This window comes from Lactiplantibacillus sp. ME-2 (assembly GCF_022549155.1).
In the GTDB taxonomy this organism is placed as follows: domain Bacteria; phylum Bacillota; class Bacilli; order Lactobacillales; family Lactobacillaceae; genus Lactiplantibacillus; species Lactiplantibacillus plantarum.
Genome location: NZ_JAKZEQ010000022.1, coordinates 1 through 22,429 on the forward strand (window position 1 = coordinate 1; position 22,429 = coordinate 22,429).

Annotated in this window: 16 protein-coding genes; 13 read left to right on the top strand and 3 right to left on the bottom strand. The window is 46.4% G+C overall.

Features of this window, described 5'->3' with window-relative positions; translation table 11 throughout:
- The first annotated feature begins 42 nt into the window (after positions 1 to 42).
- The 4 genes from eno to MMY95_RS09150 all read left to right on the top strand — a co-directional run bounded on the left by eno (position 43) and on the right by MMY95_RS09150 (position 6,189).
- Positions 43 to 1,332, top strand: coding sequence for a phosphopyruvate hydratase (gene eno / locus MMY95_RS09135; protein WP_241277617.1), 1,290 nt, complete (start codon positions 43 to 45; stop codon positions 1,330 to 1,332).
- Between the two features lie 67 nt (positions 1,333 to 1,399).
- Positions 1,400 to 3,667, top strand: a complete 2,268-nt coding sequence (locus MMY95_RS09140) for an HAD-IC family P-type ATPase (protein ID WP_241277614.1) — start codon at positions 1,400 to 1,402, stop codon at positions 3,665 to 3,667.
- A 110-nt stretch (positions 3,668 to 3,777) separates the two neighbouring features.
- Entirely contained in the window at positions 3,778 to 4,752 is a 975-nt protein-coding gene (locus MMY95_RS09145; protein ID WP_053267868.1) for a zinc-binding alcohol dehydrogenase family protein, read from the top strand.
- 336 nt (positions 4,753 to 5,088) lie between these two features.
- A complete protein-coding gene (locus MMY95_RS09150) occupies positions 5,089 to 6,189 on the top strand; it encodes an acyltransferase family protein (RefSeq protein WP_033099039.1) in 1,101 nt (366 codons plus the stop codon).
- Positions 6,190 to 6,522: 333 nt separating this feature from the next.
- On the opposite strand, the gene MMY95_RS09155 is transcribed toward MMY95_RS09150, so the two are convergent.
- Entirely contained in the window at positions 6,523 to 7,668 is a 1,146-nt protein-coding gene (locus MMY95_RS09155) for a hypothetical protein (RefSeq protein ID WP_053267869.1), read from the bottom strand.
- Between the two features lie 342 nt (positions 7,669 to 8,010).
- Between MMY95_RS09155 and MMY95_RS09160 the strand changes: the two genes are divergently transcribed.
- The 3 genes from MMY95_RS09160 (at position 8,011) to ppsA (ending at position 11,731) form a co-directional block, all read left to right on the top strand.
- Entirely contained in the window at positions 8,011 to 8,544 is a 534-nt protein-coding gene (locus MMY95_RS09160) for a MarR family transcriptional regulator (RefSeq protein WP_003640618.1), read from the top strand.
- Positions 8,537 to 8,905 (top strand): rhodanese-like domain-containing protein, encoded by a 369-nt coding sequence (locus MMY95_RS09165; protein ID WP_003646027.1) that lies wholly within the window; start codon positions 8,537 to 8,539, stop codon positions 8,903 to 8,905. Before MMY95_RS09160 ends, MMY95_RS09165 begins: the two co-directional genes overlap by 8 nt.
- 429 nt (positions 8,906 to 9,334) lie before the next feature.
- Complete coding sequence (gene ppsA / locus MMY95_RS09170) at positions 9,335 to 11,731, top strand: phosphoenolpyruvate synthase (RefSeq protein WP_053267870.1); 2,397 nt, start codon at positions 9,335 to 9,337, stop codon at positions 11,729 to 11,731.
- A gap of 154 nt (positions 11,732 to 11,885) precedes the next feature.
- Here the strand turns inward: ppsA and MMY95_RS09175 are convergent, their stop codons facing one another.
- Positions 11,886 to 12,392 carry a MarR family winged helix-turn-helix transcriptional regulator gene (locus MMY95_RS09175; RefSeq protein ID WP_053267871.1) on the bottom strand — a complete coding sequence of 169 codons (507 nt, stop codon included), beginning with the start codon at positions 12,390 to 12,392 and terminating at the stop codon, positions 11,886 to 11,888.
- 174 nt (positions 12,393 to 12,566) lie between these two features.
- Here MMY95_RS09175 and MMY95_RS09180 point away from each other — a divergent pair, with 174 nt between their 5' ends.
- Both MMY95_RS09180 and MMY95_RS09185 read left to right on the top strand, forming a co-directional pair.
- Positions 12,567 to 13,508, top strand: coding sequence for an ATP-binding cassette domain-containing protein (locus MMY95_RS09180; RefSeq protein ID WP_053267872.1), 942 nt, complete (start codon positions 12,567 to 12,569; stop codon positions 13,506 to 13,508).
- 14 nt (positions 13,509 to 13,522) lie between these two features.
- Complete coding sequence (locus tag MMY95_RS09185) at positions 13,523 to 14,293, top strand: ABC transporter permease (RefSeq protein WP_053267873.1); 771 nt, start codon at positions 13,523 to 13,525, stop codon at positions 14,291 to 14,293.
- Between the two features lie 105 nt (positions 14,294 to 14,398).
- Here the strand turns inward: MMY95_RS09185 and MMY95_RS09190 are convergent, their stop codons facing one another.
- Positions 14,399 to 15,604: an O-antigen ligase family protein gene (locus tag MMY95_RS09190; RefSeq protein WP_053267874.1), complete on the bottom strand. Its 1,206-nt coding sequence runs from the start codon at positions 15,602 to 15,604 to the stop codon at positions 14,399 to 14,401.
- Positions 15,605 to 16,157: 553 nt separating this feature from the next.
- Here MMY95_RS09190 and MMY95_RS09195 point away from each other — a divergent pair.
- The 4 genes from MMY95_RS09195 to clpB all read left to right on the top strand — a co-directional run bounded on the left by MMY95_RS09195 (position 16,158) and on the right by clpB (position 21,868).
- Positions 16,158 to 16,865, top strand: coding sequence for a tRNA (adenine(22)-N(1))-methyltransferase TrmK (locus MMY95_RS09195; RefSeq protein WP_087509461.1), 708 nt, complete (start codon positions 16,158 to 16,160; stop codon positions 16,863 to 16,865).
- Positions 16,852 to 17,874, top strand: coding sequence for a Nif3-like dinuclear metal center hexameric protein (locus tag MMY95_RS09200; protein ID WP_053267876.1), 1,023 nt, complete (start codon positions 16,852 to 16,854; stop codon positions 17,872 to 17,874). The genes MMY95_RS09195 and MMY95_RS09200 overlap by 14 nt, the downstream gene beginning before the upstream one ends.
- 38 nt (positions 17,875 to 17,912) lie before the next feature.
- On the top strand, positions 17,913 to 19,151 hold the full coding sequence (gene pepT, locus MMY95_RS09205) for a peptidase T (protein ID WP_003644443.1): 1,239 nt from the start codon (positions 17,913 to 17,915) through the stop codon (positions 19,149 to 19,151).
- 113 nt (positions 19,152 to 19,264) lie between these two features.
- Complete coding sequence (gene clpB / locus MMY95_RS09210) at positions 19,265 to 21,868, top strand: ATP-dependent chaperone ClpB (protein WP_013355570.1); 2,604 nt, start codon at positions 19,265 to 19,267, stop codon at positions 21,866 to 21,868.
- Positions 21,869 to 22,429: the final 561 nt, after the last annotated feature.

Below are 22,429 nucleotides of genomic sequence, written 5' to 3' on the forward strand. Positions count from 1 at the left end.
GCCCTTTCGTCTGTGTGCTTTATCGGTACTGGCTAACTTACTATTGCAATTTGCGTTATTGAAACGGTAAAGGCTCGCGAAATTTTTGATTCACGGGGTAATCCAACAGTTGAGGCTGACGTTATTTTGTCAGATGGGACGCTAGGACGCGCGGAAGTACCATCGGGAGCTTCGACTGGAGAAAAAGAGGCAGTTGAATTACGCGATGGTGGTGATCGTTTAGCCGGAAAAGGTGTTCTTAAGGCTGTTAATAATGTTAATACGGTCATTAATCATGCTTTACATGGTGCTGACCCGTTTAACCAAGCCCATATTGATCAAATCATGATTGACCTAGATGGTACGCCTAACAAAGCGCGTCTGGGTGCGAATGCTATTTTGGGTGTTTCAATGGCAACGGCACGAGCGGCGGCAAACGCATTACAGCAGCCGCTTTATCGTTACTTAGGTGGCACTGATTTAGAGCTACCCCAAACATTTCATAACGTGATCAATGGTGGGGAGCATGCAGATAATGGCATTGATATTCAAGAATTCATGATTACACCGGTCGAACGAACCAGTTTTCGGGATGGTTTTGAAAAGATCGTGAATACTTATCATACTTTGAAAAAAGTTATCGAAGATGCCGGGTACACGACTGGTTTAGGTGATGAAGGTGGCTTTGCGCCTGATCTTAAAAACTCAGAAGAAGCCTTGCAAATGTTACATGATGCGATTATTAAAGCTGGTTATACACCTGGTAAAGAAATTGTGATTGCTTTTGACGCGGCGGCCTCGTATTTTTATAATCGAACGACCCACAATTATGACTTTGAAGGCAAAACGTACACGCCGGCAGCTCTTGGCGATTATTATCTGCAGTTATTAGCGAAATTTCCAGAAATCGTTTCAATTGAGGACCCATACGGGGAAGAGGACTGGGATAACTTTGCAAGCTTTACAGCTGCTCATGGTGACCAGCTTCAGATTGTGGCTGACGATCCGGTTTGCACTAATCCGCAATTAATTCGGCAAGCAATTCAGCGGGGGATGGCTAACAATATTTTAATTAAATTAAATCAAATCGGGACCGTTACCGAAACTTTGGCCGCGATTCGGCTAGCTCGCAAAAATGGTTATGCCACGATGATGTCACACCGATCTGGCGAAACTGGTGATACTTTCGTCGCTGATTTCACAGTGGCCACCAATGCGGCTCAGCTAAAAGCTGGTGCGCCAGCCCGCTCTGAACGCGTTGAAAAATATAATCAATTATTGCGGATTGAGGAAGAATTAGGTGCTGACGGTGCTCGGTTGGCACACTTCCCAAATAACGTGATGTTTGACTAATTATTTGTGATAAACCTGATTCGACAGTTAGGTTGCCAGTGGTGCTTGTCAAATTCGAGGTGCAGACATGATTGAAGATTTAACGGAGCAACAAGCAGCCGCTAAACTAGCGGCAGATGGATTTAATGATGTCCCAGAACCAACGTTTAACTTTTTTAAGGCTGTAGTCAGTCGTCTATGGGAACCATCGGCATGGATTTTGGAGGGAGCCTTAGTTATTGAAGTTGTTTTGGGTAAAGAAATTCAGGCTGGCTTTATTGCGTTAATGCTGGTCTTTGCAGCCGTCAATGGTGCAATTCAATCGCGACGTGCGGCCTTGGTTTTACAGGGGCTGGCGCATCAATTGACGCCAACCAGTTCGGTACGTCGTGGGCAGTTGATTGATGCGAAGGCTTTAGTTGTGGGTGATCTGATTAGTTTACAGGTAGGGAGTGTAATCCCGGCTGATATTCGTGTGTTGACGAATCCAATTCATACGGATGAAAGCTCAATAACCGGTGAATCCGTTGCAGTTATCCATACGTCGGGTGAAACGGCCTTTGCAGGCACAATGGTGGTAGCCGGGGAAACTTTAGCACGCGTACTGGCGACTGGAAGTCATAGTCGGGCTGGAAAAACAGTCAGTTTGATTAATCAAAACAATGCGCCTGGTCATTTACAACGATTATTGGGTAAAATTATTGGTTATTTGGCATTGTTAGATAGTGATCTAGCACTCATCATTGTTGGGATAGCGTTAATTCGCCATGCAGATATGATTCAGATGTTACCGTTTCTAGCGATGCTGTTCATTGCGACGATTCCGATTGCCATGCCGTCAAGTTTTGCAGTTGCAAATTCGGTAGAAGCCCGTGAACTTAGCCGGCAGCGGATTCTGGTCAGTGAATTAACGGGTATTCAGGAAGCTGCCAATTTGAATTTATTACTTGTTGACAAAACGGGAACGATAACGACAAATCAGCCGCAAGTCGTGCAGTTTAAAAATTTGTCGGCCAGATCAGATCAGCAATTGTTGCGGTTAGCAGCTAGCGCGACCGATTCGCGACATCCTAGCGTGGTGGATCAAGCAATTGTGAACTTTGCTCATCGCTATCAGTTGAAACGGCTGCCACAGCAGGAATTTAAGCCATTTGATGCAAGTGTTGGTTATGCCGAAGCGCTAGTTGGTGAAGCGCCAACAGTTGTGCGGGTACGTATTGGTGCACTTAGTCGTTTGTACGAGTTAACCGCACAGCAACCGGCTTTAGCAATCGACCAACTGGATTTGACCCGGGGCCGTTCAGTGGCGGTCATGATTAATAATGTTTTACAAGGTGTGTTGATTTTGCAAGATCAACCGCGCCCAGATAGTGCGGCGGCCTTAAAAAGGATTCAACACCGGGGCGTTAAAACGATTATGCTGACAGGCGATAATTTAAAAACAGCACAGGCTGTGGCTGATGCGGTTGGATTAAAGGGCCAAGTGGTTTCCTACCAGACCTTTAAAACGCACTCGCGACCGTTAGCGCAAGTTGCCGGGATTGCCGAAGTTGTTCCAGAGAATAAATTGGCAATTGTCAAAGCTATGCAGCGCGCGGGTTACGTGGTGGGGATGACGGGCGATGGTGTTAATGATGCGCCAGCATTAAAGCAGTCGGAGGTTGGGATTGCCGTTGACAATGCCACTGATTTAGCCAAACGAAGTGCTAAGTTCGTCCTGTTAACGGGTGGTTTGGCAAATATTCTGACGATTTTAGACAGTGGTCATCGCGTCTACCAGCGGATGCTGACTTGGACAATTACCAAACTCACTCGGACGGTCGAACTGACCGTGCTTTTAACAATCGGCTATTTATGGCTAGATTACGTGCCATTGTCGCTGAATGCGATGGTATTAGTGGCTATTCTGAATGATTTAGTAACATTGGTCCTTGGCACTGATCGCACAACCATTCGCCATCGTCCCGAACAGTGGGATATGCCCCGCTTAAGCAAAATTGCGGGGTTCCTAGCGACTGGTTGGACAGCTGTGGGTGTTGGTTTGATAGTCTGGCTGCATGGTTTGGGGTTGTCTGCCGGTCAGTTGAGCACTAGTCTTTACGTCTATCTCATATTTAGTGCAATGTTAACAATCTTGATGACTCGTACTAGTGGTCCATTTTGGCGGGGACGGCCTAGTCGCGCAGTTGGGGTGACCATCGGCTTGAACTGTTTGTTGACCATCGGATTAGCTAGCAGTGATTGGGGAGTGCCGGCTATTAGTGGCTGGCTAACTTTAATAGTGATCGTATTAGTGTTAATGACTGGTATCGGTTTGACGGTGGCCGGCGACCTCTGGCGACGATTGACTAAATGATTACAATGCTGATATTAACGGTGATATTCCGCAGGGGATTAATTAATTGCGAAAAGCGTGAATCTCAGCTATCGTTAAATTGGCATTAAAAACGAACGGAGGTAGCAAAGTTGCAAGTATACGTCGTGAACCAACCAGGTGGACCAGAAGCGTTACAATTAACGACGCTTCCTAAACCGAACGTCAAACCGGGGTGGACCCGGGTAAAAGTTTTAGGTTTTGGTATCAACCACTCAGAAATCTTTACGCGGGAAGGCAAGTCACCGAGCGTGCAGTTCCCACGAGTGCTCGGAATCGAAGTAGTTGGTGTGGTCGATGAGACCAGTGCGCCAGCAACATTCACGTCTGGGCAACGTGTGGTTTCAATCATGGGTGAGATGGGTCGGGCATATGATGGTAGTTATGCCGAATACGTATTATTACCGAACGAGCAGGTTTATCCGATCAAAACGAATCTATCGATTGCCTCATTGGTGGCAACCCCTGAGACCTACTACACGGCCTATGGCATTTTTAAGTCTTTGCAGCTTAAAGTGACGGACCGGGTGCTAATTCGAGCAGCTACTAGTGGGGTTGGGATTGCTGATTTAAATCTGATCAAGGCTTATAATCCGAAGATCCATGTGGCCGGGACTACTCGGCGGCTAGTTAAGCGCCAACAATTGATTGATGCTGGCTTTGATGAGGCCATTGTCGCTCCGGATAGCGCTCGTTTACCAGCCGCAACGGCTCATTTTGATAAAATTATCGACTTGATTGGTCCGCTCAGTGTCAAAGATTCGTTGTCGCATCTCAACGAAGGCGGCATTGTAAATATGACGGGCGAATTAGGTGGGCTGTGGACCGTTCCTGATTTTGACCCGATTAGTGATATTCCGAATGGGTGTTATTTAACGGGCTTTTCCTCTGGCGATGTTTCTCAGACATTGTTGCAAGATTTATTTGACTTCATCGCAGCATATCATGCGTCGGTCGCCCCCGCTCGGATTTTTAACTTTAATCAGGTACCGGCGGCCCATGCTTATTTGCAAGCGGCAGACAGTTTTGGAAAGGTCATTGTGTTGTTGGACCAAAACGCTGAGTAATCTGGTGGTTGGATACTGCTCAGCCTAGTACTTGCAAGTTGGACTTAGACCACCGGATTGAAATCTGTAAAGGAATCTATAATAAAGAAATCACGATCGTGTCTGACCGTAAATCGGCTAATGCTGACTGGTCTGACGCGATTTTTTGCCTAAATGGTCGCTTAAGTGTATGGTTTGCTTGAAGGGTAAAGCAGTTGGAATCGTATCAAAAAATACAATCATTAGCTGGTAATGTTCGCGAAGTGTACTTGTAATCCCATGGGAATCTATTAGACTGGGTTTAAGGTTGACCATCGGTTGATCTGGTAAAAATTCGAAGAGGTGTTAGCAGTGACGATGATTTCTAGTCCGTCGATGGAGGTCACTGACGTTGGCGATTACCTCAAACTAGGGGCCTGTACTGCGGTGATGGCCCAACCGATTCTCACAGACGCATTGGCAAGTGGGCCGTCGATTGCCATGCAAACTGGGATTGGTGTTGTTTATAATCTGGTCAAGTATACGGCACCGGCCTTTATTTTTGGCATTCTCTATACGACGACGCGTTTGACGCTTAATCAGACCGCGTTGACCTATACCGACTATCTGCGCCAGCAATGGCATGCGCTGTTTATTCCAACGATTTGGTGGACCACGATCTACTTAATCTTGATGCCACAATTGCAGCAAGGTAGCCAGTATCATGACTGGCGGGGATTTTTCTGGCAGTTCGTTAATGGTAATGCAGCGCCTCATCTGTGGTATAACACCATGATGCTACAATTTATCATATTAATGCCGTTATTCTGGGCGCTTGGCCGTTGGTGTCAGTCTCGACCTCGACGCGGCTGGATCGTATTTGGCGGTACAACACTGGTCGCCGTTCTTTGGTTGTGGTTTTATAACCAACAAGTTTTCCATGGTCCTCACAGCCGTGGTTGGTATTTACTGGACCGGCTTTTTATCAGTTTCCAGATTTTCGGGTTCTATGGCATGTTAGCTTGGGTGTTTCGAGATACCTTTCAGCGCATGCTTAACAAGTGGTGGCCGGGATTACTTGGTCTATGGTTAGTTGGCCTGATCTGGACTAATTGGGAACTGTTCAGTTACGGCTTCCCGGTTAATTTGCGCAACGCCCCGTATTACAAACCATCAATGACGGGGTATGCGCTAGCAGTCATCGGCCTGTTGGCGGCATTGTGTGAGATTCAAGTTCGTCGTCAACGGCCTTTTAGCAAATTTGTACATTTCTTTGCTGGTATGGCCTATAAGGCATACTTAGCGAATGTTTTCTGGTCTGAATTGTTGTGGCGCGGTTTTGGTCGTACTTTGATGGTCAAGGCTCCCTGGCTGAGCATTGCGCTGTGTTATGGTTTGACCTGGTTATTGTCCTTTACAACGGCTTTTGGTCTGCATGCAGGATGGATGCGACTAAAACGTGAATACGAGCATGATTAGGGGCTAACCTCGTAATTAGTCGTATTCTTCATGATTAAAGCGGGACAATTGTCGTGTCAAACTGGGATGTAAGTTGACCAGACCACTTTCTGAATCGGCTTGAGGTGTCGTGAAATTGCGTTACTGTGTTAATCATAAAATTATTGATGCTGTGCAGATGTTCGATGACAAAATAAGCACGTTGTAAAAATCACCAGAGTGTGGTTTTACAACGTGCTTATTTTGATGTGGGAATTAGGTCAACAGGGCTTTTGCTGCGCGCTTTATGAAGTAGCGTTTTTGATAAGTGACTACCAGATAATTTTTCAAATGAAGCGCCTGGTTGTTTGGTTGTTAGTTGACCACGATTGTCTCTGTAATTTGACCAGCATTGGGGTCGGTTAGATAGTTAATACTATTGGTCATGCCAACTTGCGCGGGACCGGCCTTTACCGTAATCGTCGTGGCGACTTCACCAGCTTTTTTTTGATCCATTTGCTTAAATAAATCAACGTCTGTTTTCGGTAGGTCGTTAGCAGCGACGACGGCACTGGTTTTCGTATAGGTCGTAACAATCTGCTGATTGATACGGATGATTTTATTAGCGTTGATGATGAGATATAACATACCGGTACTATCACCACTGGCAACGGCGGTATGTGTTAATTGATAGCCAGCGTGGGCTGCATCGGTTTTGAAGGCCGCATAGGTCACGTTTTGATTCAGTGAGCCTAATGAATAGTGACTGAGGTCCTGGATAGCAGATCGTTCATAACTATCATAACGATGCTGATATAGATAGCCATCTTTGATCAGCAACTTGCCTGTATCGCTAGCGCTAGTCGTAGTTTCGGCAGCAATCCAGGTACCATTCAAATTCGCTACGTTGACGTGTTTAGGCGCCGCCTTGGCACTAGTATCAGTGAAAGCGCGGCCCCGTTCAATGGTCGTTGCCTGTTCAGTATCTGAATATTGAATATTGACAGCGTAGAGGTGGTGCCCCTTAGCAGCAAAGGCGGTGTTGACTGGTAACGGATCGGTGTGATTGCCGGATTCCAAGTAAATCAAGTCAGTCAGTTTGTTAATCTGGATTGAGGCACCGAGCTTTTTCAAAACCGCGTTGATCTGACTAACTGACATGTGATGCAGCCGGTGTCGGTAACTTTTCATGATATGGCGTTGCTGATCATGGTGCCATTTGGCGTACGAAACTTGACGATGTTTGACGCCGGCGGACAAAAATTGGCCGTTACTAGTGGTCCAGCTTGATTGGGCAGTAGTTTTGTCAACCACGGAAATGTCTAAATTGCTGGCGACGCCGTGTTTTGTTTGGCTGGAACTAACGGCTTGATCAAAAGTCCATGTTTTGGTTGGTGCTTGAATCACTTTTTGGGTCGTCGCTTTGACGGACCGATGATGCTTCACTGGAGCGAATGTTTGGGCCGTACAACCAGCAAGTGCAAGGCCAATTGTCATCACCAAAATAGCTAATTTGTGCATTAGGGTACTCCTCCAAATCAATAGGTATCGTGATCATCAGTATAGCATATGCGATTATGGTGAGTGTCAATTGTACTGGACCTGGTGTGCGCAGGGTTCATGAGTGTTGGGAGGTTTCACAACTGACTGCTTGTTTTCTGTTGAGTCGCGCACGCTAATCTATTGATTTCAATCTGCATCAGTTTAAACGAAAAATGTCGTGGTGCTTGATGGCTAGGGTTATTTGGATGGTGAGTGTTTCGAATAACAGCTAGTCCGATTTAAGGGTTGACGATGATGAAAAAGCGTGTATACTTCTAAAAGTAGTTAGCCGGCTAATTAACTTTAGAAAGAAGGATTTCAATGCCTGACTTTTCGTTTCGTGATCGACCAGATAAACAGCGAGTGCAATTGACACTGGGCAAAGCAAGTAGCTCGGCGGATGCTGAGCAGGTGTTGGCTTTTCTGGATTTTCAGTGGACATTTCGAACCATGCAAGCCACCTATGAACAATTACTCGATCAATATCAACTTTCAGAATCCAAGTTTATTATTTTAATGTTGCTGGAAAATGAAACTGATCACACGCTATTGCCGTCGGAGTTAGCCACAAAGCTAGGGTCTGCTCGGGCGACTGTGAGCAAGTTACTGGTCGGCTTGCAAAAGCGAGGCTGGGTGGAAAAGCAGCATCCACAAGATGATAAGCGGACGGTTGCCATTCATTTGACCGCCGCCGGTAGTAGTGTTTTGACGCAATTTTTACCGGCCAATTTTAAGGCGGTTACAACAATTTTTGCGTCGTTTACGGTTCAAGAGCAGCAGCAGTTTAAAGGCTTATTGGATAAAATCAAGCAAGGCACCCAACAATTAAAAAGTGAGGCAATTAATCATGAATGACAAGAAAATTGAATTGTTAACAACATATTTAAGCTTATACATCGATCATCACACCGTTTTAGCCGATATGCAAAATGCGACGGGCAAGTACGTCGTCTTAGATGTTCGGAATGCACCGGCCCAAGTGAAGAAAGATCAAATCAAGGGTGCAATCGCGATGCCTGCCAAGGATCTGGCAACCAGAATCAGTGAACTGGATCCGGCGAAGACCTATGTCGTGTACGATTGGACGGGGGGAACAACCCTAGGCAAGACGGCGTTACTCGTGCTACTATCCGCAGGCTTTGACGCGTATGAATTAGCAGGAGCGCTGGAAGGCTGGAAAGGGATGCAACTGCCAGTTGAAGTGCTTGCGGATTAGTGAAATATCGATTTAGACTTAAGTCATAGTTATAGTGCTAGACGCTAAAAGTAGCCAGCAGTGATGAAAGTAATCACTGCTGGCTACTTTGCGTTTTTGTGATAAACACTGGGTTGTGTCGTCCACAATGAGTTGATTTCGTATATTGTGAAATAAGTTCGTTAATTAGTTGGCCTTACAGTTTATCATTATAATCCGAGTTGATTTGAAAACATGTCCCCATTAAATGCCTTTTATTTCAAGCCTGTGTTGAACTTTAACGGGCGTAACCAGTCAACATCACCAACTATATTTTGCCGATAAAATAATGAAAATGGGTTTTACTTTGTGTAAAAATGAACTACAATATAAATGGTTAATGTAAACGCTTACAGAACTTAAGTTTGATAATGATGATATTCAAGTGCAGGAACATAGGGAGGTAATCTTATGAGTAGTCGTGATACGGCAAACGTTTTGTGGTTTGATGAATTACACCGCGAAGATGTGAACCTAGTGGGCGGTAAGTCGTCTTCACTGGGTGAAATGACGTCATCGATGGATGTTCCAGTCCCATATGGCTTTGCGACCACCGCCCGGGCGTATCAGTACTTCATGACCCAGACGGGATTGAATGATAAGGTCAATGATTTGTTAGCCAGCATTCAGGATTATGAAAATTCTGATGAATTGCATACTGCGTGCGAACAAATTCGTAACTTGATCGTGAACGCGACAATGCCCGCAGATCTGGCGGCTGATATTGAACAAGCCTATGCGGATCTCGCTAAGAAAATGGGGCAAAATGATCCGTTCGTGGCGATTCGCTCTTCAGCGACTGCGGAAGACTTACCAAACGCTTCATTTGCCGGCCAACAAGAATCTTACTTAAATATTAAAGGTGCTGCCGATGTCGTTAATCGGGTTCAACAATGTTACTCGTCACTGTTCACGGATCGCGCGACATATTATCGGCACAAACAGCATTTTCCACATGAAAAAGTGGCCCTCTCAGCGGCGATTCAAATGATGGTCTTTTCTAGGGCTTCCGGGATCATGTTCTCCGTCAATGTAGCGGATGGGGATGCTTCCAAGATCGTGATCGATGCCATTTATGGTTTGGGTGAATATATTGTCTTGGGCAAAGTTACGCCGGATCACTTTGTTATCGATAAACAATCAATGAAAATCGTTGAAAAGAATATTATCAAACAACCTGTCCAATTAATGCGGTTACCGGGTGGCGGGACTAAGGAAGAGTCCGTCCCCGATGAATTACAGGGTCAGCCAGTATTAACAGATGCGCAAGTCATTGAATTGGCCGGCTACGCTAAAGAAATCGAACGGCATTACGGTTGTTATATGGACATGGAATACGCTTTGGACACGAATACCAACCGGCTATGGATCGTTCAAGCGCGGCCAGAAACAGTTTGGTCACAGCGTAATAAGCACAAAGATGCAGCTGACGATGAAGATGTTGTGGATGAGGCGGATGCCAAAGTTATCGTCCGGGGGTTACCAGCTAGTCCGGGCTTAGCCAGTGGGGTCGTGCATGTCATTGATAATCCGAAAGACATTGATCAGTTCAAGCAAGGCGAAGTGTTAGTGACGTTGATGACATCACCAGATTGGGTACCGGCAATGAAGAAAGCTGCAGCGATCGTGACTAATAACGGTGGCATGACTTGTCACGCTGCGATCGTTTCTCGTGAGATGCAGATTCCATGTATTGTCGGCACTAAAAGTAAGGAAGTCGCGGCAACCGACGTCTTGAAGACCAGCGATGTCGTAACGGTCGATGCTAAGAACGGGGTTGTTTATCAAGGTAAAGTCGCTAGCATGTTGAAGCCAAAGAGTGGTGCTACGGCGGTTGCTGGTCAGGTGGTTGCGGCCGAGAGCTTTGCTCCAACTGCTACGGGCGTGATGATGAATTTGGGTGATCCTGATTTGGCTGACAAATATTCAAGTTTACCAGCTGATGGAATCGGCTTAATGCGCGAAGAGTTCCTATGGACAACCTTTATTCATGAACATCCACTATACTTGATCGAGCAGGGGCACCCTGAAAAGGTGGTCAATATGCTGGCGGATGGTATCGCGAAGGTTGTTCGGGCAATGGCACCACGGCCAGTCGTCCTACGCTTCTCAGACTTTAAGTCGAGCGAATATCGTAATCTAAAGGGTGGCGACAAATACGAGCCGCATGAACCAGCTGATTTACTGGGTTGGCGGGGTGCATCTCGGTACTATGATTCCAAGTATATCGAGGCATTCAAGTTGGAACTGGCTGCGGTCAAGAAAGTTCGGAACGAATTTGGGTTGAAGAATTTAAATGTCATGATTCCATTCGTACGAACTGTTGACGAAGCACAAAAAGTAACGACCATTATGCGCGATGAAGGCCTAGCTCGGAGTGCTGACTTCAAAGTCTATATGATGGCTGAAATCCCAACCAACATTATTTTGGCCGACCAATTCAATCAATTCGTTGATGGCTATTCGATCGGTTCGAATGACCTTGCAATGTTGATTCTGGGTTGTGATCGTAATAATGATACGGTGGCTCACCTCTTTGATGAGCGGAACTTGGCCGTTAAACGAGCGATTCGGCACCTGATTAAGACAGCCCATAAAGATGGCAAGACGGTTTCGATTTGTGGTCAAGCACCATCAGAGTACCCAGAGTTTACTAACTTCCTGATTCAAAGCGGCATCGACTATGTTTCAGTCAATCCGGATATGGTCAAGGAGACTAAACGAAATGTGGCGCACTTTGAACAACGCATTATGTTGGACAAAGCGACTGGCCGGGGCTTACAGGACCCAATTGATTATAAATGGTAAACTATGATTCCTGTTAAAAGTTAAATAATCACTAAAGGCGGACCAATTCGTAACTGAATTGGTCCGCCTTTAAGTTTGTTTAGAGCCAAATACTGATTCAGGGTTAATTCGGAGCAAAAGGTCATCTAAAAATGACGGGCAGGTGGCATATGATTTACTTTTTAAACTGTTTCAAGTACCGACTAGCAAATAATTTGTGAAACTTAACGCCCAAAGTCGGGTTGGCAGCGTCAATATCCACATACATCGCGGTGGTAATTTTGGTTAACAAGGGTGCCAGTTGATCGAGCTCGTCGTCAGAAAGCGTGTTGACAAATGGGGGGACCTCCTGGGCTGCGGATGCAATCTCTTTGCGACCAGCAGCCGTTAAGTTCACAAGGTTGACGCGGCGATCTTTGGTGGACTTGGATAAAGTGACCAGCTGACGATTGACAAGTTTATAGACGAACTCGCTCGTTGATTGCGGCGACATGCCAAGGCGACTTGCCAACTGTTTTTGTGAGAGGTGGTCCTCATCGGCTAGTGCTAGTAGAATCTTGCCCTGACCTTCAACAGTTATTCTTGGACGGGCCTGCTTGACAATGTCATCATAAATTTTGCTTAGTTGTTCGTACTCGGCCAATTTTCCGGCGACCAGTTCCGCCTTAATATTCGTTGTCACGATTGATCATTCCATTCGTTCTTTTCTTAAGTATACAACATTCTTTGGTATGCGGTACGTTAAGGTTAGTTGATTTTTAGATTGATGGTCAATAATTAATCGTTGACAATTTAGTCAGGGGGCCTTAATATATATTTTGTCAGGGCACCTGATTAATTTGCGGGAGGTTTTAACTTGGATGAAGAAATGATGATTCAAATGACCCATGTTCAGAAACGATTTGGAACGAAAGTCGCCGTTCAAGACTTGTCACTGCAAGTCCAACGGGGTGAAATTTTTGGCTTATTGGGTCCTAATGGTGCGGGTAAAACGACGGTCATCAGGATGATGACGACCCTATTGCGACAAGATGCTGGGAAAATCTTAGTCAATGGCTTTGATTCATTGTCGCAAGCCCGACGCGTTCGCCAGCAGTTTGGTTTGACCGGTCAAACCGCTAGTATCGATCAGGACCTGAGTGCGCGGGAAAACTTGCAGATTTTTGGGCGTTTGAATGGTTTAAGCCGTGCGGCGGCGAAGCATCGAGCGATGGAATTACTGACGGATTTTGATTTGAAGCAGTCTGCGGATCACGTTTTGACCACATTTTCTGGCGGAATGCGGCGACGATTAGATTTGGCGGTTAGCTTGATTGGTAAACCGGCCATTCTTTTTCTCGATGAACCGACCACGGGCTTGGATCCGCGGACAAGAGCGCAGATGTGGCAAGCGATTCGTCAACTAGTGGCCGATGGTTCGACTGTGGTGCTAACGACTCAGTACTTAGAGGAAGCTGACCAGTTAGCCGACCACATTGCGCTCATAGATCATGGCCAGTTAGTCGCCAGTGGGACGCCCACCGCTTTAAAACAAACAGTAGGGGGTCAAGAGCTTGAATTGGAAGTCAGTGCGACGACGGCCGTCACACCTGCTAAGGATATCTTACAAGCCATGCTCGGTCAAGATGTCCGTGTTGCGGAACGGACACTAACAGTGCCGTTGGATACCGCTAGCTTGACGCCGGTCACTGAAATTCTGATGCGGTTACAAGCTGCTCAAATCACGGTCACTAACTTTGCGATGCACGCGCCGTCGCTCGATGATGTGTTTTTTAAACTGACCGTGGGCACAAATTAGAGGAGGTCAAAGCGATGGAAATCAAACAACCAGCAGAGTTAAGTCATGTTTTGACAATGACGCATCGGAACTTATTAAAAATGTGGCATAATCCAGATAATGTTAGTGACGTGGTGATACAACCAATTATTTTTACCCTATTATTCGGTTACTTGTTTGGGGGGGCCATTGCGGGCAGTGTCCAGGCCTATTTACCAATGCTAGTTACCGGTATTTTGATTCAAAGTATTTTGAATGCAGCATCGGGATCTGGACAGCAATTACGTGAAGACATTAACGCGGGGGTGTTTGACCGCTTCAAGACGCTACCGATTTCACCGATCGTACCGTTAGCCGGTCAGTTAGTGGGGGATGTTTTCCGATTGCTTGTTTCTGGCTTGATGGCACTGGTGACAGCTTTTATGATGGGCTGGCGACCCGTTGTTAGTCCGCTAGTATTGATCGGCGTTTTACTGCTGGCAGTATTTGTTGGATGGTCGCTTTCATGGGTCTTTGCTTTAGTTGGTTTAATGGTCAAAAATGCGGCCCTGATTGGCAGCCTGTCAATGATCATTATTTTAGTGCTGACCTTTTTATCTAACGCCTTTATTCCGACTAAGACGTTACCACATTTGTTGCAAACAATTGTCCGATTGAATCCGGTCAGTCTAACAATTACCGCGATGCGCACAATTTTGCGGACTGGCCATTGGGGGCCCGATGCATTTGGTGTACTGTTAAGTGGTTTCCTTATTATTGTGATTTTTATGCCGTTAACTGTGTTGGCATATCGCCGATTTGGTTAACGGTACGCTAAAAATAGTGTGTGTTGCGGCTTGATGACCGGCAGCGCACACTATTTTTGAAATGGGGCATTACTGCCCGTTCGAAATTGATGGCGATGAAAAGTGTCAGATAAGTGGAGACTGATACTTGCGAGGGCTAATGATTGGCCGCAATTGTTGTTCGTGGTGCCAACAAGCGATAATGAGCAAAATAATAATCAATACTTGCATAGAAGATAAAACGAAGTCCGTCAATCCATAGGCTAGAATGATGGGCAAAGTCATCATAAAGTAACGCAAATTTGGCGTACGATACTGGTGCCAATATTTGGTTAAGTGCCAGCCACTGCTGAGGACTAAGTAAATAAAGCCGGCACCGCCTAGGATACCAAAAGAAGCTAGTAGCATGAGCAAAATATCGTGGGCGTGTGGGACGTAGGTTCCCGTCAATTGCAAATAGTGCCGGGCAAAGCCAAAATACGTCACGCCGAGGTACGGGGCCTGTTTGAAAACGGTGAAGCTGTTGTGCCAAATCGTCAAGCGACTTTGAAGCGCGGTGATGGTCGAAGCACTTCTGGGGAAAACGTGCCAGACAATTAAACTGCCAGCAATCAAGATTGTTGTAACCAAAATGCGATGGTGACGGCAAAGCTGGTAAGTCGTCATAATCAGAATGGCGATCATGATCATGAGCCCTGTGCGCGATTTGGTTTGATAAACGCCCACACAAAGTAAGCCAACCAAAAACCAGTTTATGAGCGGCCAGCGCGTGAAGGGGTGAACACTTCCATGACTTAACTGTGTCAATAGTAAGCCGAGGGCAATCAATAATAAACAGCAGGCATCATTTGGATTATAGGCGGACCCGAACAAGCGATTCTGATTAGCAGCATAGCCCCATAATAGGTCACCCAGCATGAACTTCAGCCACGTTGGTAATGTCAATACTTGGTTAAGCCAGTGGAAAGCAAAACCACTAATTGTAATATACAAGCCAAATTGGATGATAAATTTACGAAGCTCGTGCCAAGCAATCGACTGCGTGGACTCACGACACAACAACCAAAGATTGCCCAATACAAAAAGCATTAGGACAGACAGAATAACACTACGATAATCGTGGTGTTTGAGATTGAGCGTCGTGATGCCCATTAATAGGACGATAAACCCTAGCAACGGGTCGTGCCGACTGAATTGTCGTGGATGTTTGAGTAACGCCAGCCATTGCCACCGGCTTAAATAAATCAGCCATCCGATACCTACCGGCGGCAGAATAGCTAATAATTTTAGGCCAGTCAAAAATGGCGACGTCGTTAAAAGACGTTTTCGCATGGTTAATCAAACTTTCTCTCATTAAATAATATGTCGCTTGCCAGTCGACATTAGCCATATTATGGCACGTCTGCCTGTCATACAAACTTGCATTAATAGAATTTTAGTTAGTTTGAACAAAGCTTAGGAATTTTCAGGAAAATTTAACCAGCTGAATGCGTATTCACAGTGAAGCATGGTAAAATATGATTAGTGACGTACGGTGATACGGGTGCTATCCTGAATCACCATTGAAATGCGTTGGTTTTTAAGGTCAAAGATGATTGGCCAACAAAGGTCTAATCTAGTGTGCGACCTTTGTTCAGACTGCTAACTTCCAGGCCATTGGGTATTGCCATGATCTTAGTTGAACCTCGTTGGGTATTTCTGATAAAGAGCCGACCCGTAATTCAACGACCAGCACGTTTCGATTTTGGTGCATACTAAGGATAGCGAGTGACGTGCGTGGTTAGTTAAACTGAATAATTAAAACAATTGAGCCGGGTGGATTTGACCACAACCATTGAAAGTTAGTCGTGTGGGTAAATCTTCCCGAATTAAAGGGGAACTGTATGTGGATGCAAAACAATTATCAAAACGATTAGCAACGGTTGGCGCTTTCGTTCAGCCGGGCGCCCGCGTGGCCGATATTGGGTCAGATCACGCTTATTTGCCAGCTAATCTCGCATTAAATCATCAAACTAGTTATGGTGTAGCTGGTGAAGTCGTCCGGGGGCCCTTTGAAAATGCGCGTCATGAGATTCAAAAGCTGGGGTTAACGGATCGCTTAGTGGCCCGTCTAGCTGACGGTCTTGCTGCGATTGAACCAGCTGATCGTATTGATACGGTCACGATTGCCGGGATGGGGGGCCCTTTGATTCGCCATATTCTTGAACAGGGGCCGACCCAGCTCGCCGGTGTTCAACGGTTGGTACTCGAGCCTAATGTTGGTGAAGCGACCGTGCGGGAATGGCTGGCGGCCAATCAGTTTCAAATTGTAGCTGAACGAATTCTAGCTGAAGATGGCCATACTTATGAGATTCTTTGTGCTGATCGGGTTGATCATCAGGTGACGTATACGACGACTGAACAGATGTTTGGCCCGTTTCTGCTAGCTGAGAAGTCGCCGGTGTTTATCGCTAAGTGGCAACGTGAGTTACAACGAGTAAATGCGGCGGTTGCACAAATGCAACGGGCTAAAGTGATACCAGAGGAACAGTTAGCGCTGGCTCACGCTAAAATCAAATTGATTGAAGGAGTCCTGACGGATGCAAGCAAGTGAATTAATTGCGCGTTTTGAAAAATTTGCGCCACTCAAGTTGAAGTGGGAGCATGATCCCACCGGATTACAAATCGGTGATCCTCATCAGGACATCCACAAGGTGTTAGTTACCCTGGATGTGCGGCCGGAAGTTGTCCAAGAAGCCATCACGATCGGTGCTGACATGATTTTTGCTCATCATCCCGTCATGTTTCGACCGGCCAACAATCTTGATTATCAGGATCCTCAGAAAGCAATGTATGCAAAACTTGCAGCTCACCACATCTTGGTGTACGCGGCCCATACGAATCTGGACTGTGCTGAGGGCGGCATGAACGATTGGCTTGCGGCGGCCTTAGACTTGCAAAATGTGCAGGGATTGGTTCCTGAGTATCGGGCACAGGCTGTTAAGTTGACTTTAACGGTACCGACCAATCAAGTTGAAACGGTACAGGAATACTTAACGAATACCGTGGGTGCCACGCTAGATCGTTACGCTGTCAACTCGGGTGAACAGTTCAGCGTCGACTTACTAGCCGATCAGATTCCAACTGCGGTAGCGGGCATTAATGACTTAGCCGCTGACACGTGGGATTACCAGGTTGTGCCACTGTTGTCTGGCGGTCATCAGTATTATATGGGCCGAGTCGGTGATTTGCCGACACCGTTATCAGCGCAGGCATTTGCCGAACAGTGTAAGCAAGTATTTGGTGTCAGCGGCCTGCGACTAGTCAGTGCCGATCCCCGACAACGGATTACCCGTGTGGCCGTCCTGGGCGGCGATGGTGGTAAGTTCTATCCCCAAGCGTTGCGAGCAGGTGCACAAGCTTACGTGACCGGGGATGTCTATTATCACACCGGTCACGATATGCTGGCAGCCGGGTTGACGGTCATTGATCCAGGCCACCATATCGAGAGTATTTGTAAGTCACAACTCACTAAGCTGTTTGATCAATGGCGTGTACAAGCTGGCTGGCCAATCGAGATTGTGGCGTCTCAGCTGAATACTGATCCGTTTACCTTCATCTAAGTTAATCATGAACTTTAATAAGGAAAGGAAGTTATCATATGTCAAAATATCCAAACTTAATTTCAGATTTTTTAACCTTTGTCAAAATTAATAGTCGTTCAGATGAGGAATCAACGACAATTCCTTCGTCACCACGTGAAACGGCCTTTTTAAAGCAATTAATGAGTAAGCTCACTGATTTAGGCTTGAGCGATGTTGAACAGGATGCGCAAAGTGCGTACGTTTTTGCGACGATTCCTGCGAATAGTGACAAAGCTGTTAAAACCCTTGGCTTCATTTCACATATTGATACGGCTGACTTTAACGCGGAAAATGTCAATCCACAAATTGTTGACAATTATGACGGTGAATCAGTTATTAAGCTCGGAAACGGGGACTATGTGCTGGATCCGGCGGTCTTCCCAAACTTAAAGAACTATGCTGGTCACACGCTGATCACAACTGATGGAACCACGCTGCTTGGAGCTGATGATAAGTCTGGTGTTGCTGAAATCATTAGTGCTGCGGAATATTTGTTGGCCCATCCTGAGATCAAACATGGCAAGATTCGGTTAGCTTTTGGTCCCGATGAAGAAATTGGGACTGGTGCTGATCACTTTAATGTGCCTGCCTTTGGCGCCGATTATGCCTACACCGTCGATGGTGGTCCGCTTGGTGAACTGGAGTATGAAACGTTCAACGCGGCCCAAGCGACGGTGACGATTACAGGTGTCAACGTTCATCCAGGGGAAGCTAAGGATAAGATGGTCAACGCCTTGCAGTTAGCCGTTGATTTTCAATCGGCGTTACCCGCACATGATGTCCCGGAACACACGGAAGGCCGTGAAGGGTTCTTCTTCTTGCTTAGTTTAGACGGGACCGTTGACAGCGCTAAGATGACTTACATTATTCGTGATCATGACCGCGATAAGTTCGAAGCACGTAAACGGTTATTTATGGCGGTTGCGGATCGGCTGAATTTGGCTGACGGTGTGGCCCGGATCAAGGTCGACATGAAGGACCAGTATTACAATATGCGCGAAATCATTGAAAAAGATATGCGGGTCGTTGAATTGGCCAAACAAGCCATGCTCAAGCTCGGTATCACGCCAGCCATTTATCCGGTTCGTGGTGGGACGGATGGCTCCAAGATCTCATTTATGGGCTTGCCGACACCAAACTTGTTTGCTGGCGGTGAGAACATGCACGGTCGGTTTGAATACGTTTCAGAACAAGTGATGGCCCAAGCCGTGGACGTTGTCTTACAAATCGTTCAGGATAATTATGACCAGGACTAAATCCTTGACCTTGTTTGACCTTACGGGTTATACTCTAATAGTCAATAAAGGTCAAACAAAAATTGGCAGCTATGACGGCTGCCTTTTTGCTACCGTTTTTGAGGAGGTACAATATGAATCCAGAACAATTTACAGAAAGTTTACAACAAGCCTTACAACAGGCACAACAAATCGCACAAACACGGCGCCATCAAGAAATTGGGGTGCCCCATCTATTTAAGTTTTTAACGCAACCAGGCGAACTGGTTCGGCAGATCTTTAGTGAGGCCGGCGCTGATTTAGACCAATTACAAACAGAGCTCGACCGTGAGCTGGATGACATTGCCGTTGTTAGCGGTGGTAACGTTCAGTACGGTGGCAGTATGAGCAGTAGTCTAGCTACGCTGATGCAGGCTGCCGATGCTAAGCGCAAAGCGTTAGGTGATGATTACCTTGCGACCGACACTTTGGCTTTAGCGCTGATGGATCAAACTGGTGATCAGTTGACCAAATACTTGAATCAGCAAGGCATCACGGCAGGACAAGTCAAGAATGCCGTTGATCGTATTCGCGGGGGCCAACGGGTCACGTCACGTAATCAGGAAGATCAGTATCAAGCTTTGGAAAAGTACGGCGTCGACTTGGTTAAGCAGGCGCGCCAGGGGAATCAAGATCCAGTAATTGGCCGGGACGAAGAGATTCTGGATGTTATTCGGATCTTGTCACGAAAGACGAAAAATAATCCTGTCTTGATTGGTGAACCGGGAGTTGGGAAAACTGCCATCGTGGAAGGCCTAGCGCAACGAATTGTTCGTGGTGATGTGCCGGAGAACTTAAAAGATAAGACGTTGTTCTCGCTAGATATGGGGTCCCTGATTGCCGGGGCGAAGTATCGTGGTGAATTTGAAGAACGACTCAAAGCCGTCCTCAAGGAAATCAAGAAGAGCGATGGGCAGATCATCATGTTCATCGATGAAATCCATAATATCGTTGGTGCTGGTAAGACAGAAGGCAGTATGGACGCCGGTAACTTGTTGAAACCAATGTTGGCGCGGGGAGAACTTCATTTGATCGGGGCCACGACGTTAGATGAATATCGTCAGTACATGGAAAAGGACAAGGCGCTCGAGCGGCGGTTCCAAAAAGTATTGGTTGCTGAACCGAGTGTTGAAGATACAATTAGTATTTTACGTGGCTTAAAGGAACGCTTTGAAATCCATCATGGTGTTCGGATTCATGATAACGCCTTAGTGGCCGCTGCCAAGTTATCTGATCGTTATATTACGGATCGTTACTTGCCAGATAAGGCCTTAGATTTAGTAGATGAGGCTTCTGCTGAAATTCGGGTCGAAATGAACTCCAACCCAACGGAATTAGACCAAGTCAACCGACAATTAATGCGTTTAGAGGTCGAGGAAGCCGCCTTAAAGAAGGAAACTGACGATGCCTCCGTTAAACGGCTAGCGGATGTACAAAAAGAACTCGCCAGCGCAAAGGAAAAACAGCGGGCTTTATCCGAACGCTGGGACAGTGAAAAGAAGAGTCTCCAAGCGTTAAGCGACAAAAAGTCGGCGTTAGACAAAGCTAAGCACGACTTGGAAAATGCTGAAAATAATTATGATCTGGAACAAGCAGCTAAGTTGCAGCACGGGACGATTCCAAAGCTGGAACAAGAGTTGAAGGCCATGGAAGCCAATGATCATCATGAAGATTGGTTAGTTGAGGAATCCGTCACGCCAGATCAGATTGCAAACGTGGTTTCCCGGATGACAGGAATCCCAGTAGCCAAACTGGTTGCCGGTGAGCGGGAGAAATTATTACACTTGGCGGACCATTTGCATGAACGAGTGGTTGGTCAGGATGCGGCGGTCGATGCCGTTTCGGATGCCGTATTACGTTCGCGGGCCGGTTTGCAAGATCCTAATCGTCCCCTGGGTTCTTTTATGTTTTTAGGCCCAACTGGGGTTGGTAAGACGGAATTAGCGAAAGCATTGGCTGAGAATTTGTTTGACGCCGATGATCATATGGTTCGGATCGATATGAGTGAATATATGGAGAAAGAGTCCGTTTCGCGATTGGTCGGGGCGGCACCGGGCTACGTTGGTTACGAAGAAGGCGGTCAGTTGACCGAAGCTGTCCGGCGTAATCCGTACTCGATCGTGTTATTCGATGAAATTGAAAAGGCGCATCCAGATGTGTTTAACATCTTGTTACAAGTATTGGATGACGGTCGGTTGACGGATGGTCAAGGGCGGACCGTCGACTTCAAAAATACCATCTTGATTATGACGTCGAACTTAGGATCAGAGTTGCTACTGGCGGGGGTTGATGACCAGGGTCACTTGTCGGCCGACACCCATCAACAGGTTATGCAGCTGGTTCAAAGTCGATTCAAACCGGAATTTTTGAACCGAATCGATGACATCATTATGTTCACGCCACTACAATTGGGCGCGATTGAGGAAATTGTGGTGAAATTGATTGATCGGTTGTCTGCCCGTCTCCAAGATCGTGAGATTACACTGAAAATTTCTGACGAAGCGAAGAAGTGGATCGCTAAGCAGGGGTATGAACCGGCATACGGTGCCCGGCCGCTCCGGCGCTTTATCACGAATCACGTCGAAACACCGCTGGCAAAAGAGATCATTGCGGGGCGCGTGGCACCAAAATCGACAGTCGCCATTAATTTGATGGACGATCACTTAGTCTTCGAAAACCAATCGACCCAGCCGGCATAAGCGTAATCACTGATTTGAACGCGTGATAATGCGTTTCAGTGACGATAATTGGGCCAATAAAAACTGGACCGTGAGCACCTTGCGATGCTCACGGGCCAGCTTTTTTTAGGCGGATTATTATTGTGACTTGGTTGAGCCTATGATTCTGGATGGCTTGATCGTGTAGGTGTGAGGCAGCTATCTTTGGTTTATGATGATGGTAGCCGCGCTTAGCTTCGGACGAGGGGGACCTTGCGCCCGTGCGTTTAACCTCATACTGAGAAAAGAGTTGTTACCGCCGACGCTGTCGTGTTAAGCTACTCCAAAATCGAGGAGTAAGCGAACATGGACGACGATCGTAAAAGGTTTGACCAGTATGCAAAAAATGAATTGAAAAATTAATGTACAACGTGGTTCTTTATCAGCGGCCGATTTGGCATTTTGGGCAGCAGCACAACGCGCAAAGCAGAAATATGCCAAAACGCTGCAAATGCTCAAAGCAAGTGATGGATCGTAAGCGTCATTAATCTGAATGTTAGGGTCGGGTATGTACCAGCATTCTAGTTGGCTGGCGCGTCAAGC